This window comes from Chitinophaga filiformis (genome assembly GCF_023100805.1).
In the GTDB taxonomy this organism is placed as follows: Bacteria; Bacteroidota; Bacteroidia; order Chitinophagales; family Chitinophagaceae; genus Chitinophaga; species Chitinophaga filiformis_B.
Genome location: NZ_CP095855.1, coordinates 2,470,721 through 2,486,120, shown reverse-complemented (window position 1 = coordinate 2,486,120; position 15,400 = coordinate 2,470,721). Strand labels below are relative to the sequence as shown.

General features: G+C 42.4%; 13 protein-coding genes. 11 read left to right on the top strand and 2 right to left on the bottom strand.

The features are described 5' to 3' along the window. Window positions 1-2 precede the first annotated feature (2 nt). The 11 genes from MYF79_RS10325 (at window position 3) to MYF79_RS10275 (ending at window position 13,244) form a co-directional block, all read left to right on the top strand. Window positions 3-827 (top strand): hypothetical protein, encoded by an 825-nt coding sequence (locus tag MYF79_RS10325; protein ID WP_247813793.1) that lies wholly within the window; start codon window positions 3-5, stop codon window positions 825-827. A gap of 26 nt (window positions 828-853) precedes the next feature. Continuing rightward, window positions 854-3,265 (top strand): outer membrane beta-barrel protein, encoded by a 2,412-nt coding sequence (locus MYF79_RS10320; RefSeq protein ID WP_247813792.1) that lies wholly within the window; start codon window positions 854-856, stop codon window positions 3,263-3,265. 29 nt (window positions 3,266-3,294) lie between these two features. After that, complete coding sequence (locus tag MYF79_RS10315) at window positions 3,295-4,242, top strand: alpha-1,2-fucosyltransferase (RefSeq protein WP_247813791.1); 948 nt, start codon at window positions 3,295-3,297, stop codon at window positions 4,240-4,242. Between the two features lie 7 nt (window positions 4,243-4,249). Next, entirely contained in the window at window positions 4,250-6,538 is a 2,289-nt protein-coding gene (locus MYF79_RS10310) for a peptidase domain-containing ABC transporter (RefSeq protein WP_247813790.1), read from the top strand. A gap of 21 nt (window positions 6,539-6,559) precedes the next feature. Continuing rightward, window positions 6,560-7,294: a hypothetical protein gene (locus MYF79_RS10305; RefSeq protein WP_247813789.1), complete on the top strand. Its 735-nt coding sequence runs from the start codon at window positions 6,560-6,562 to the stop codon at window positions 7,292-7,294. Window positions 7,295-7,332: 38 nt separating this feature from the next. Next, window positions 7,333-7,878: a hypothetical protein gene (locus MYF79_RS10300; protein ID WP_247813788.1), complete on the top strand. Its 546-nt coding sequence runs from the start codon at window positions 7,333-7,335 to the stop codon at window positions 7,876-7,878. Between the two features lie 128 nt (window positions 7,879-8,006). After that, window positions 8,007-8,849 carry a hypothetical protein gene (locus MYF79_RS10295; RefSeq protein WP_247813787.1) on the top strand — a complete coding sequence of 281 codons (843 nt, stop codon included), beginning with the start codon at window positions 8,007-8,009 and terminating at the stop codon, window positions 8,847-8,849. A 165-nt stretch (window positions 8,850-9,014) separates the two neighbouring features. Next, on the top strand, window positions 9,015-9,227 hold the full coding sequence (locus MYF79_RS10290) for a hypothetical protein (RefSeq protein ID WP_247813786.1): 213 nt from the start codon (window positions 9,015-9,017) through the stop codon (window positions 9,225-9,227). Window positions 9,228-9,293: 66 nt separating this feature from the next. Next, on the top strand, window positions 9,294-10,946 hold the full coding sequence (locus tag MYF79_RS10285) for a glycosyltransferase family 9 protein (protein ID WP_247813785.1): 1,653 nt from the start codon (window positions 9,294-9,296) through the stop codon (window positions 10,944-10,946). A 26-nt stretch (window positions 10,947-10,972) separates the two neighbouring features. Beyond that, on the top strand, window positions 10,973-12,109 hold the full coding sequence (locus MYF79_RS10280; RefSeq protein WP_247813784.1) for an alpha-1,3-mannosyltransferase family protein: 1,137 nt from the start codon (window positions 10,973-10,975) through the stop codon (window positions 12,107-12,109). A 355-nt stretch (window positions 12,110-12,464) separates the two neighbouring features. After that, window positions 12,465-13,244 carry a LytR/AlgR family response regulator transcription factor gene (locus MYF79_RS10275; RefSeq protein WP_247813783.1) on the top strand — a complete coding sequence of 260 codons (780 nt, stop codon included), beginning with the start codon at window positions 12,465-12,467 and terminating at the stop codon, window positions 13,242-13,244. A gap of 233 nt (window positions 13,245-13,477) precedes the next feature. Here MYF79_RS10275 and MYF79_RS10270 read toward each other — a convergent pair whose 3' ends face one another. Both MYF79_RS10270 and MYF79_RS10265 read right to left on the bottom strand, forming a co-directional pair. Further along, entirely contained in the window at window positions 13,478-14,326 is an 849-nt protein-coding gene (locus tag MYF79_RS10270) for a class I SAM-dependent methyltransferase (protein WP_247813782.1), read from the bottom strand. A gap of 273 nt (window positions 14,327-14,599) precedes the next feature. After that, window positions 14,600-15,349 (bottom strand): phosphatase PAP2 family protein, encoded by a 750-nt coding sequence (locus tag MYF79_RS10265; protein ID WP_247813781.1) that lies wholly within the window; start codon window positions 15,347-15,349, stop codon window positions 14,600-14,602. Between the last annotated feature and the right edge of the window lie 51 nt (window positions 15,350-15,400).

The following is a 15,400-nucleotide window of genomic DNA, read 5'->3' as shown; positions in this document are numbered from 1 at the left end:
ATATGTTAAAAGAAGGCGTTAAAATAATTGCATCTGACGAGATCTATTCCGCGTTGGAAATCTCCACAGGAAGTAAACTTGCCAAAGGCTACTCTGCTGTCGGCATTCCTTATATGACGAATGCTTTCAGGCCAACGGATGAATGGCGGACAGTTACTGATGAAGAGATCAGCTTACTGAAGGCTGGTCAGGCACAGTCTGCTCCCTCATCCACTATTTACATATTCGATTTCCCTGAATTTTTCAGGAAAAAGTTTGAAGAACTAAACACAGGTCCCGTCAATTCGAAACGGCACTTTTTGAAAATTCAGTCAGATAACGCTGATTTTTTTAAAAATTATGCTAATTTAGTCAACAAGTACTGTGCACATTTTCTGGAAGAAGGAGGTTCTATTGCCAAAACTTTCTTCTCCGTAAATGACGGAAACCTGTCTACGACGACGAAATACTTTAAAGGAAAGCAATATGCTGGCTTGCACATTGACAACATTGATAATCTCACGATTGAAAATGCCCGCTATGCAAATAACAGGTTATGCATCAATTTAGGCACACAGAAGAGATACTTCCTTTTTGTTAATCAATCCTTAAGCGAAATGAAGGACTGGATAGTACGCAAGAAAGGTAGCTTTAACCAAAAGAATACACAATGGCATCTAAGCCAGCTTTTCTGCAGAACCTACGGAACATATCCAATTGTCAGAATACCGCTTCAACCTTTCCAGGCATATATTGCACCGACCGAAAACATTTTACATGATGGTTCAAGTATTGGTAGTACAGCTCCGGACATCACATATACTTTATTAGGCAAGTTTGCACTTTAAATCCGGCAATCAATACGATCCACGATATGTTACAGAAAACCTATTTTGTTTTTGTTATCCTTTTCATTTTTAAACTTTCTCAAGGTATCGCCCAGGAAATCCAGCAACCCAGATTACAGTTAACAGGTTCAGTAGTTTCGACAGCACATTTGCCCATTCCGTATGGTTCAGTGTTCCTCGAGTCAGCCGACAGCAAAGATCTTAATTACCGGACCAGCCTGGATACCACAGGAAAATTCATCATTGGAGGAGTTCAAGCACACATATATAGGTTAAAGGTCATCTCAGTAGGCTATAAAGTATTCATAAAAGACAATGTTGTCATTTCGGACCGGAATGTGGTACTGCCGGATATTGTATTGCAGGACAGTACTACCAACCTGAAAGAAGTAAATATATCAACCGGACAAATTCCGGTGAAGAGTGAAAACGGAAAATTAATCATCGATGCAACCAACAAGATATATAAAACATCGGCTAACGCACTGGACCTGATTTCAAAACTACCCTCTACAAGCGTTGCCCAGGATAAAATTACCCTGAACGGAACCGTAGAGCCGGTTATTCTGATAGATGGAAAAAGAAGCCCGCTGTCCACGCAGGAGCTAAAAAACATCCCTGCGAGCCAGATAAAGAAGATTGAACTGATCACCAATCCGGGCGCCGAATATGAGGGCAATTATAACGCCATCATTAATATATCGTTGAACAGAGGCACTCCTGTTGACAGCAGCAACGTTACCGGCTACGCCGGATACGGCAGAAACCGTTATAACCAGGTATATTCGGGAATCGGGTATGTACATCAGAAAAGTAACGGACATTATTTCCAGGCTAACTATGACTTTTCAAAATATAACGGATTCCTGGATTTTGAGAACCAACGACAGACAGATGCAGGAAACTCGAAGAACAGCTATTCAGAAACGTCTTTTTCCAAACAACGGCCAACAAATCATTCGCTAAGACTGAACTATGAAAAGACATTAAATGACAAGTCTAAGCTCGGAGCCGATCTCCGGACCTTTTACGGAAAATATCATGAAAATACAAATTCCGCCAGCGTATTAACTTCGCTGGTACCGGCGGAAACGCCACAGCAAATAGCGGGAAATAATGACATGACCTCCAGAAATGCTTCCGTTGCAGGTAACCTGTTCTACCAGTTGAAAATTAACGAGCGTAGCGAGTTTAATACCCAGGTGAACTACGGCCTGTTTGACCAGGAACAGGAACAACAGATTGACATTATGAATACTACCACTGATGGCTTTGAAAGTATCCGGAACAAGGTGAGCACTGATATAAAGCTGCTGACATTGAACGCGGACTATAAGACCAGATTGTGGAATACATTTTCGCTGGCTACGGGTATAAAAGCAAGTACAACATCGACTGATAATAATACCAATTATGATACGCTGGCTGGTACCAAATATGTTCCGGACAGTTCCAGGATCAACCACTTCCTGTACGATGAACACATACTTGCGGGGTACGTGAATATTGGCAGGGAGTTTAAGTTTGTCAACGTTAACGCCGGTGTGAGATATGAGTATACGAAGGGAACCGGTGAATTAATTTTCTCTAAAGAAAAATTTAACCGCGAGTACAGTAACTGGCTGCCGTATGTCAATCTATCGAAAGGTATATTTAAGAACGCTTTGCAGATGAATTTGTCTTATTCAAGAAAGCTCCAACGTCCCAGTTACAACGATCTGAACCCATTTTCGATCATTACCAGTCCGTATACGCGATCTGAAGGTAATCCATACCTGACACCGGCGCTTTTTGACAACTATGAGCTGAACCTGAACTATAAGAATATAAACCTGAATGTGTCTTACAGGAAGAAGAATGACCTGATCAGCCAGATACCGGTGTATGACTTCGATACCCAGATACTGGTCCTTAAAATGGAAAACATCAACGACAGGGCGAGCTGGTCATACAACCTGAGCTATACAAAGGCGCTGACCAAATGGTATACCTTACAGTTGTCGGCTAATTTGTTGAACGATGAATTCAATACCGTGGTGAATGGGAAAAATTATCACCGCCAGGGAAATAACTTTACCATCAGTTCTTCCAACGCATTTACATTGATGCCTGGTTTTATATGGACACTGAGTGGCATGTACAGTTCCAGCGCGGTTTACAATATCTATAAGTTCAAGCCGCAAGGCTATGTTACTACCGGTTTCAGAAAGGAATTTTTCAATAAGAAAGTTGTGTTGGTGGCAGAGTTCAGAGACATGTTCCTGACTATGAAGGATAGACTGACCCAAAGCACCGATGGATTTTACAGTACAATTCGCCAGTTCAGAGGCTCCCGCAGCCTGGACGTAAGACTGGAATTTGATCTCCGTAAAATAACCCAAACTATCAAGAGTTTAAATATACCCCGTAGTGAGGAAGAATCGAGGGTAAAGAACTAGTTACCAGAACTACGTAAAATAGTATAGCAATGGTTATAAACCTGTACGTAAATGGCCAGTTGGGCAACCGACTGCTCCATATCAGCTCGTTCATTGTCAATTCGGCTGAATACGACTATAAATTTTACTACTTATCGTTTCCATCTGCGTATCAGGAATACTTCAATATTCATGATAATCATGCATTAAAGCAAACGAAGGCACGGTTCCGGTTTTCAAGATTGCCTGTTATTAACACTATCCTGATAGCAGGAGCCCGGGCCTTACTTAAACTGCGCAGACGCGCACAGCAGCTGCCTTACCTGGATTATATTACAATTGTCCGGCCGGCTCAGGTGAACCAGGGTGTATACTACGATCTTAACGACACACGATATATTGAAAAAGCCAGGAAGAAGCTGCTGTTTGTTGAGGGATGGAGATTTACTGATCCCGGCAACATGTCCAAACACCTGCCGCTGATCAGGGAGATCTTTGCACCGAGGGAAAAATATGCGCATGTTATACATACCATTACCCAAAAGGCCCGCAATTTCGGAGAAGTATTAATCGGCGTGCATATCAGGCGTGGAGATTACAAACATTATCAGAATGGAAAATGGTACTATGATGATGCCATATACAGCAGTTTCATGCGCGATATGCAGCAGCTATTGACAGAAGGCTATGGCTATAGCTCCGTCGTCTTTATTATCTGCTCGGACGAAGTGATAGATGTAAAGCAGTTCTATTCATTGCCCGTCGTTTATGTCCGTAAAAGCGAGATCATTGATCTGTATACATTGTCCAACTGCGATTATATCCTTGCCCCACCCAGCACTTTCAGCGGTTGGGCATCCTACTATGGGAACGTTCCGATATATTATATCGATAACCCTTCAGTGCCATTTAATGAGGATAAACTTACCACCGGCTTACATCCGCATTTTACCAGCGCAGCAACCCATTGTAAAAACTACTATGATGTTTTAAACTAGTAATAGTGTGAAAAAGAAGTATAAATACTTTCAGCAGCACGACTTCATGGATTGCGGTCCGGCGTGCCTTAGAATGATTGCAGCCTTCCATGGGAAAGACTACACGCTGGATTTCCTGCGTACGCACTCTTACATTACGCAAAATGGTGTAAGTCTGCTCGGGCTTTGTGAAGCAGCAGAAAAGATCGGGTTCCGGACCATGATCTCAAAAATAAGTTTCCAGCAATTTATACGAGATGCCCCTCTCCCCTGCGTGCTGCACTGGCGGCAGGAACATTTCGTTGTGTTATATGCTGTAAAGAAAAAGGGCATCCGTAAAGAGCGGGAATATCTCATTGGAGATCCGGCACATGGGCTGGTCAAGGTAGATGAAAGTACCTTCCTCAAATGCTGGATCAGTTCAGACGACAAAGGTGTTGCATTGTTCCTGGATCCGACGCCTGATTTCTATCTGAAAGATGACACAACAAAGTCCAATAAGTACGGCTTCAGGTTTCTCTTTGAATATGCGAAACCATACAAAAAGTACTTTTTGCAGATCCTTGCAGGCATTATCCTCGGTAACCTCATCGGACTATGTTTTCCTTTCTTAACCCAGAGCCTTGTTGACAACGGTGTTAACACCAGGAACGTAAGCTTTATCCACCTGATACTGTTATCCCAGCTGATACTATTCCTGGGCACTATTGCAGTGGATCTTATCAGGAACTGGCTGTTGCTGCATGTAAGCACACGCATCAGTGTATCTATCATTTCCAACTTCCTGTTGAAGATCATGAAGCTGCCAATCAGTTTCTTTGAATCGAAGAACGTAGGCGACCTGACGCAACGAATTACCGATCATAAACGCGTTGAAACCTTTCTGACCGGTTCAACACTCAATACTCTATTTTCGATTGTAACACTCCTGGTTTATTCGTTTGTGTTATCCATCTACAGCGTATACCTCTTACTCATCTTTCTTGCTGGCAGCGCATTGTCTGTTTTATGGATATGCATATTTCTTAACCGCCGGAAAAGCATCGACTATAACCGTTTCCAGCGGGCAAGAGAAACGCAGAACAGCCTGTTTGAGATCATCACCGGCATGCAGGAGATCAAACTTTATAATAGTCAGCGGGCCCGGAGGTGGAATTGGGAACGCATTCAGGCAAGGCTGTTCACGATCAACATGAAAAGTCTTGCGCTGGAACAATACCAGGAAATAGGATCTTCCTTCTTTACCCAATTAAAAAATATATTGATCTCCTATTCCGCAGCCATGCTGGTAATTGATCAGAAAATAAGCCTGGGTGTAATGTTGAGCATTTCATACATCATAGGGCAGATGAATGGTCCGCTGGTACAATTGATCAGTTTCGTGAGAAGCATACAGGACGCAAAGATCAGCCTTGATCGTCTTGGAGAGATCCATAATAAGAGCAATGAAGAGATCAACGAAGATAGTTTGTTACAGCAACGGCATGCAGAGAAAGCAACGCAAACAGAAGAGAACGAAACAAATGGCCTTATCCCGAAAAAGGCCACAAATGGCAACTTAAGGGAGTTAAAAAGAGAAGGTATTGTCATATCAGATCTGTGCTTCAGGTACGGAGCACCCGGCACACCCTACGTACTTGATAACATCAACTTATTTATACCAAAGGGGAAGATTACGGCTATTGTTGGTTCCAGTGGCAGCGGCAAAACGACGCTGATGAAATTGCTGTTAAAATTCTATACACCAGATGAAGGTAAGATCCTGGTGGATGGTACCAACCTGATTGATATTTCGGCCAATGGCTGGCGGTCAAATTGCGGCACTGTGATGCAGGACAGTTTCGTATTCAATGATACTATTGCCCGAAATATAGCGATGGACGACAGGACCATATCCATGGACAAATTAAATGAAGCTGCAAAACTTGCCAATCTTCATGAATACATTCACAAGCTACCATTTCGTTTTACGACGAGGGTCAGTAATACCGGTTCCTGTTTAAGCGGCGGTCAGAAACAACGGCTTTTTATTGCACGGGCGATATATAAAGATCCCAAATACCTGCTGTTTGACGAGGCGACGAGCGCACTGGACTCCAACAACGAAAAAATAATTATGGAAAACCTTACGCGCTTTTATGAAGGGAGAACAGTCATCGTTATTGCACACAGATTAAGTACCGTTAAAAATGCAGACCAGATCATTGTGATGAAAGACGGCCAGATAGTCGAGCAGGGAGATCATTGGAGTCTTGCAGCGATGAAGGGATACTATTTCGAATTAGTAAAGAACCAGATTGAATTGGGTGCAGCTTAATCACAACAGTAAATCCAGCATATGCCAGCAAATAATTATACAGAACAACACAGCCAGGAAATAGAAGAACTGATTGGTCATATTCCCCATTGGCTGATCAGGTTCGGGCTCACAGGCATGCTCATTATTGCCCTTATATCACTTGCTGTAAGTGCGCTTATTCCTTCGCCCAGAACAGTAAATGCGGAGGCGTTGATCATTGCCAGGGAGCAACCGGACGAGATCGTGATCAGAAAGGAATATCCTGATGAGCATTTCCAATTCAGGACCGCAAACGGAGACCGGGTAAAACAGGGCGACACGTTACTGGTACGGCAGGATGAAAAAACAGGGAAAACGACCAGTATACAGTCGCCTGCAGGCGGGCAGGTATATATCACCAGCCGGCTTCACCCCGGGAATGTACTGCAATGGTCTATTTGGGTAATACGTCAGCAACAGGGATATGTAATCCAGTTAAAAAGTTCGAACATGAATTTCAATAAGGTGAAAGTGGGCCAGGTAGTCAGGATCAATCTCGATAAATATCCCATGGAAGAATTCGGAGTGCTGGAAGGGCGTGTTACCAGCATCATACCCAATGTGCGGAAGGATGAATACGAGGCCGTTGTGGCGCTACCAGGAAACAGCCTTATTACAACAGAGAAAAAGAACATTCCGCCGCAGCCTGTAATGCAGGGTACTGCTCAGATACACCTCGATGAAAAAACTTTATTCGAACGCATTTTTGGCAGCGTCTTTGGCGGAAAAGTGTAATACCAGATGCTGCCATCCAACAACGAAACTACAATAATATGGATTACGTATTTCATGGTAGCGGTGTACAACACCTGCAGACAATAGAACCCCAGTACTCCCTGCTACTGAAAGAGCATGTGATATATGCATCAGCGGATCTTTACATAGCCTCTCTTTTCCTTGATAAAACCGGCGGGGACTATTTCTGCTCAATTCTGATGGATGCAGGCAGCCGTTCGCCATATCTTATTGAGCGGATTGAAAATGGCATACAACTCCGTTATCAAAAGAAAAAGGGATCCATATACGTTCTCAATAAGCAGGATTTTAAAAGCCGCGAAGACATCTGGAAAGGTGAAATGATCTCGGATCATCCTGTGGTACCCGTGAAAGAGATTATGATCGATGATATAGCAACCTACATTTTTACATTGTCGGAGCTAAAAAAAATCAATATTATTCCCTTCAGTGAACGTCATAAATATGTACATGAAGACGATACTGACCTGAGGGAATTATTCAGACAGGAGATGAAAGCCGCTCCTACGGATCATCGGTTAATGCAGCTCGTCAGCAAATATCATCCGGGGTTTACTACCTGAAGCCTGGTAAGGCATCTCTCCTATGCTCGCCAAATTGCTGATCCGGGCATATCTTCTATACTCCTTTATGTATTTCTGCGGAGCGCTGCTGCTTTGAAAGTTAATTAGTCACCAATAACATATATCCGATGAATGATACCAGCAACTTCATTAAAGTAATGTACGACCCGGCGATAGATATTACGGGTAAGGTGCTGCATAGTTCGGGCACGTTGAAATCGGGCGATCTTCCGCTACAGCACTATGCGCGCAATGCATTTATTCCTGCATATGACCTGACCGATATCAGCAGTAATGAGCAGCTGGTCAGTGATCAAATAAATAATTTTGACACCGGCCATTCAATATGCCTCGTGAAATTCCCCGGGCAGCTGATAGATCTTGCAGAAAGACTGGAAATACACAATGTCGAAAGTGCGTCGGACTTTGAGGTATACAGAGCAAAAAATGCGGACACATTTGAGGCATTTGATACAGCTGTCACCGAATTTCTGAAGGCGTATTCCAACGACGACGAAAAAATAACGCCTCATAAAGTTTACTTCGGATACCGGAGGCAGCTTACATCTTCCATCAACTATCAAAAGCGGCCGCCGGTCAGGGTTGGGCTTCATGTAGACATATGGGATAACCTGTCGCTTGACCAACTGGATAATGCAAGAAACAGGATCTGCATTAACCTTGGTAAAGGTCACAGATACTTTGTTTTTATCAACTTAACTATGCGGCAGCTAATAGAACAATATCTTGCTGACGAGGATCTGACAGACATGCCATCACCTGAAATTGTACGTTTGTTCCTCGAAAAATATCCATCATACCCCGTTACATTTATTAAACTGGATCCTTTTGAAGGATACATTGCTCCAACTGAAAACATCATACATGACGGCTCTAATTTTGACAGTGATGAAGTGGATATCCAGATGACGTCGCGAGGTTATTTTGTTCCGAAAAGTGTTGTAGCATGAAGCTATAAACACGTATCATTTCAAAAATACCGCACACTAAAAAAACATACCCCACGCTTTTATCACACTTATCTACGAAAGCAACACATTCATCTAATAAACTACTTTTCCTGATCGCCGTAACATACATTTATAATATTGTTAACTTAACTAAAATACATCGTTATGTCAAATTCAAAGAACACTCCCGGTTCCAAATTTACAATCGATTTGGGCTCTCTGTCAAAAGATCAGCTGAAAGCAAAACTTGGCAGCATTGAAGAATCTTTTCTGAAACAGCTGGGTGAAGAAATCACCAACGCCGATGCAATATCCGGCGGTGCAGACCTCTCTGCTTTTGGCCAGGCACACATTTCCGGAGGTTGGCTGAGAAGCTAATTTATTCTCAAATCTGGCCAATGCATGTTGGCCAGATTTTTTTTGTCTTTTAGTAAACATTGACTAATGGCGGGAATAATTCTGTACAACAATCTATACAATCTTATCTCAAAGGGAGATATACATCAGGAGTACATCCTTCATTTTTACCACTCCCTCTTTGTGATGGATCAGATTGGATATACGGATATAGCGATCATTGACGATAGTGGTGTACCTTATGACGAATTATGGCAGCAGGATGGATCTTTCTATCAACATCATGCTCATGCAAAGATCGTCAGATCCGAAAATATTTATTCCGAACCATCACAGGTAGTTATATGCCATCGCCATTGCAGTTATGAAGTGGGCGCACATGTAATAAACAATGGCGGGAAAATGCTTTTCTTCGATGAAGTATTTAAAGACGTATCCCGGTTAACCCAGCTATTGCCCGCAGCCGGAACAGATAAAGGTCCGGCTACTTTACAACATAGTACATCTTCGTTTGCCAAAAGTTTCACCGGCTTCAAAGGATTTAGCAAGACCGCACAGGAAGATTTTTTTCTCAGCGAGATTGCACAGATCAGGCTCAATAATTTAAAAGCCGGTAACCGTCCAATACACAATATCCTTATCCTGGACAACCAGACACGCCCTTTCTTCATTGGAGACTCTTACCTATGGCTGGTGTTCCTGAAAAAACTTATACTAAGCTTCGCGGGATACAGGCGCGTTACCATCAACAGTACGGCCAACGAACACTTTGCGAAGTTGCAAACATTGTTTAGTGACTCTCTTCCCGAGGGAGTCCATTTTTCCACCACCTCCTATGCGGACATTCCCTTTGACGACTATCAGCTGATACTGTGCGAGGCTGACTCACAGGTAAAATTTTTCGGCGCTTATGCGCAGGCGCCTTACCGGTTCTTGAACAATGCTGTTTTCACCTTTGATGCCATGAACCCGATAGTCCAGCTTGACCAGTATAGACTGGACTATTCGAAGATCTGCTCAAGAAACCTCTCTCCTGTTCATTTGAACCAGTATCGGAATGATGCGCACCGGGAAATCATTATCCGCCCGGATGAAGTACAGGCATCCGAAGATTGGCTTACAACAGCCGGATTGCTGCCCGATGAAGCCTTCATCATATTTGTTATAGAATCCTCCAATCATCAGAAGGTATTACCTGTTGGCGTGTGTGCCGCGGTGATCCATGAGTTTCTTAACAATACACCTTATAAAGTATTGCTGTTTCAAAGCTCGGAAGACAGCATCATTTACGAGTTACTACAACATCTTTCCCCCAGCCAGCAAGCAAGAATATTAATCTCTTCAAAACGTGGGCTCCGGAAAGATATGGGACTAATGTCCAGCAAGCGGCTGAAGGCCGTCATAGGTCCCTGCACAGGCATGTTACACCTTGCCAGTGGTATTATACATTACTTCGATAATGTAGGTCATTATGAAGAGGACAGACCCGGCATACTTGTTTACACCGGCAAGTTATCTGACAGTTATAACCCTATACCATGGTGGAAATATGCGGCTGTTGAATGTGTGGTGATTGCCAGGAAAGAGGGAAGAAAACTATTATTGTCCCTGAAGGATTGTCCGAGGGACAATGGCCTTTACAATAATCTGAGTTTACCCGTCAGCGAGATTAACAGCACATTATTACTTGACTATATCAGGGCGTGGAACCCATGCCTGCTAGAAAATATTTCCATTTAATTTTTCAATCTTTAGTTAACGCTATTATGAAAAGAATGTTTGGCTTTGACGGCATCAGACTCACACGCGCTGAATTTTGCGAAGCATCCATCAGCAGTCTGAATAGTGCATGGAAAAAATTTGTCAGCGATATGGAAGACTATCCAAACACTTTCAGTGGAAAAGGGATTGTCTTTTGTGCCGGTGGGCTGAAATATTTCACATGCTGTTATATTGCGATCTGCCAGCTCAGAAGATTAGGATGTACGCTGCCGATCGAGGTATGGTATCTTGGAAATGAATTATCCAGGGAGGCTGTTCAGAAACTGGAAGAGCTATCTGTGGAATGTAAAGATTTCTACGACTATGATTACGATACATTACCACTGTATAAATACAATCTAAAATCGTTGGCCATTATAAAAAGCGCTTTCAAAGAAGTGCTTTTCGTTGATGCAGATAACATCTGTGTAAAGGACCCCACATTTCTGTTCTCTTGTCCGGAATACCTGGATAATGGGGCGCTTTTCTGGCCGGACTATTGGAAAACATCCGCGGATAATCCTATCTGGCGCATTACAGAAAGCGATCAATATCAGTCACAGGAACAGGAAAGCGGGCAGCTACTGATCGACAAGGAACGCTGCTGGCAGGCGCTGAATCTTTGCTGCTTTTTTAACAGCAATAGTAAGGACTATTACAAAATGTTACATGGCGACAAGGATACGTTCAGATTTGCATGGTTTGCATTAAAAGCTCCATTTCACATGATAGAGAAAGAGCCGGGGGCTTGCGGGCAATTCGACTCACGTGGTAATTTTGCCGGCAACACTATCGTTCAGTACGCACCGGACGGAAGCATACTTTTCCTGCATAGAAATCAGATCAAATGGGATGTCACTTTACCAGGAGAAATGGTCTGGAGCGTCATCAAATCATTCAAGCCGGATGCTACCGTAAAAGAGTATCATCTTTATGATTCTTATACCGGAAACACCGTAATGGACATACGGGGAGACATTGAGCTGTCTGATTGTACAGCTGTTTTCGGGGAACTGGAAGAGCATTGTCTGGCAGACCTTGATCGTTTGCGCGCGACTACTTTTTTCGACAGCTTTCTCAAACATTCTTACCTGGTCAGTAACAGATTCGCCAACAATATTTACTTTTCACTTGGAAGTTGAAAAGTAAGATACCAAGTTACCTTTAGATAATTCCGGCAGCCCCGGCAGTGGGTGCTGCCGGATAGTAAATCCATATCCACTGCAAAAAGACATCATTGTTTCGTACTCACCATTTGCTGCATTTTACTCCATCAAAAAATTTTGGACTTAAAAGAAATAATTACTATTTTAGGTTATCAGGTTCGTAAATAATGTATTTTGTTATACCCACAAGTATTTATTGCGACAGATCCTGACAGGCATGTTTGATTCTCGTTGTTAATCATTCATGTCGAGCTTAATGAAACCCATATAAAATTCCTCGGTCCACCACTTATTATGTCTCAATCTTTCTACCTAGCTAAATGCCTTCGTTATGGTAAATACGTCCTTAAATGCAGTCATTGTAGATAATGATCTGGAGTCAGCCAGCTTGCTCAAAGAATATATCCACAAGACAAATCATGTAGAGCTGGCCGGTAGCTATCATGATATTGACAATGCCCTCAATCATTCATCGTTCCTTAAACCCGAGATCATCTATGTTGATATTCATATGTCAGGTTTAAGAGAATACGACAACCTCGCCCGTATTTCAAACTTGTGTAAACATCTCATCATTGTGTCGCACGAAACGAAATACGCCATTGAAGGTTACCGCTACAATGTGTATGACTACCTGATGAAACCTTTGTCTTATGAAAGTTTCAGCAGGTCCTTCAATAAATTGATGTCCAACAGCCAGCTAACGGAACCTGACGACATGGAGCTGATTGCCGCTGCAAACGGCGCCGGTACAGCCACCTCTGACCTTTCGATGAACATATACGAGGAAGAAGAGCACGTATGGATAAAATGCGACAAGAAAATATATAGGATGTGGAAGCAGGACATTCATTTGGTAGAGGGGCTAAAGGATTATATTGTCATACACCACAAGGGTAAAAAATATGTTACTCACTTGTCCATGTCGCTGGTAGAGACCTATCTCGGCAGGAAGCACTTTATCCGCATAAACCGGTCATGTATTATTTCCAAAAATTCGATCATAGCCATTAGCGGCAATGTTATTGAAACTACGCTCAATAAGGAAATGGTGATCGGGATCCGGTATAGAGAAAAGGTAAGGATGTTGTATGCAGGGTTCAGAACTTGAGTAGTTCCAAACGCTGTAGTGAAGTCCGCTTTCTCTATGTCATGACCTCGGCTTTTAACAAAAATGACACGGGACGCCTGAAGTTGTTGGATGTCCCGTTCCTGTGAAGCAGATGATAACTTTTTGTCCCGAAATGACAGAGAGCATGGCCGTATTACAAACCGAGAGACATAGAGATGCCGGCAAATGGCCGAACCTCAACAGGCCAACACAATGCGGTACCGGAAGTTATTTCAGGTTTTGGCAACCAGAAAAAATTCTCCGCTTGCAGGCAGCAGATTGTCGGTTCCGTTTTTAAAGTATCGCTCCCTCAAATCGTTTGTAGAAACGGTCTTTACTTCTTTCAGACCAATCTCTTCAGCAAGTTTCACGACTTCATCAATGGAATAAAAACTCACAAAAGGTGTTCCCGAAGCAGCAGCGCCTTTTATGGACATCTCCATTAAAGGCTTGTCTTCTTCTTCAAGCAATTGTAAAGGCAAATAAAAAGTTATTGCAATAGCCGAGCCTGAAGCAAGCAGGGCCATTCTTTTAAGAGTATCTATAATGGCGTCTTTAGTAAGGTAAAGAGTAACACCTGTACAAGAAACAAAAGTTGTTTGCTGCACGTCAAAACCGCTGTTTAATAGCTCGTTCCACCAGGACGAAGTTTCAAAATCAACAGGGACGAAATGAAGATTACCGGAAATTTTATACCCGTTCTCTATGAGCTTTTCTTTTTTCCATGCCAGAGTCTCAGGCTGATCGATTTCATAAATGTCCACCTCTGAACTAATGTCTACATTTCGCTGGGCAAAGCTATCCAGTCCTGCACCAAGCAAAACATATTGCTTTACACCTTTTTCAATTTGTTCCCTGGCTATATCTTCAATAAAACGGGCACGGGCAACAATAGAAGCACGAAGCCGCTTTGTATATTTCATGTCAGGACGCTCCTGCCAATTTTTTTCCGGGCTAATTAATTTAAGTCCTATTTCATCTTCAATTATATGAGGCAGCTCGTCTGCCTGAACATGCAATGCCCGCCATAGTGCAGTCCTTGTTGCTGTGTTGTCAGGTTGTATTGCTTTGTTTTGGTCCATATGCTGTACATTTTACATCTTTTTGAGTTATGAACAGAAGACAATTTACTGTTTTCTGATGAGGCTTCATTCTATCGTTAGTTTAAACGGCATCAATTTTTCCCCACTCGCTATAGCCAGGATACTTTCCCTTTAAAGGGTTTCTAATTCTTAGATAAAGAGATTACTAATCATTTTATTGCAGCAACGGCAATTAATAGCTCCCCGTAGTTTCCTTTGCTAAAAGCCTGATCCGCTTTTTCTAATGTTTCACTGTTAGTCATTGTTTTGATATCAGAATATCATTGATAATCCCAACCCATACTCCCTTCCGTTATAAAATGGCATAATCATACCATTCAGGTCATCTTTGTCTTTAAAAATAGTTTTCTTTAAAAATGGATGTACCCAATAAGCGATTTTTGTACTTAAGATCCCGATCCCCGCTCCTGTGGCAACATCGGTCAGCCAATGCTTATCATTGGTCATTCTTAAAAAACCTGTGCCGGTAGCGACCAGATAGCCCATGATACCGTACCAAACGGATATGTCCTTATATTCCTGATATAGAAACTCGGCGCCCAAAAAAGCATTAGCGGTATGCCCGGACGGGAACGACCTGGTGTTTGAGCTGTCCGGTCTCTCTATATTTGAAGTTTTCTTAATGATACTGATGGAGGATCCCATAATGATATAGGCCGTTGCCATCACGATGGTTCTGTCCTTTAAATTATTCTTTCCATGGATGCCGAACGCATTCAAAGCATATACAGATAAAGACGGCGTGTATTGAGTGAAATTGTCGAGCTTAACTTTTCTAAAATGTTGTGCGCTCAACTCATCTCTTATACTGTTATTAATTTTTTTTAAAGCAGGGCTTGTAAGGCCAACAACTCCATAACCGATCAAAACAGTTGGAAATATGAGCGATCTGTATTTGAATCGGACGTTCTTCTTTTGATCTGCAGAATCAACTAAGGTGTTCTGGCCGTTAACTTTTAAGAAGGACAAGCTTAGGAAAAGGACAATTATTATTTTGCTCATTTAGTTATTCAATTACACACATAGCATACTGTGTCGATAAACATTCTGACA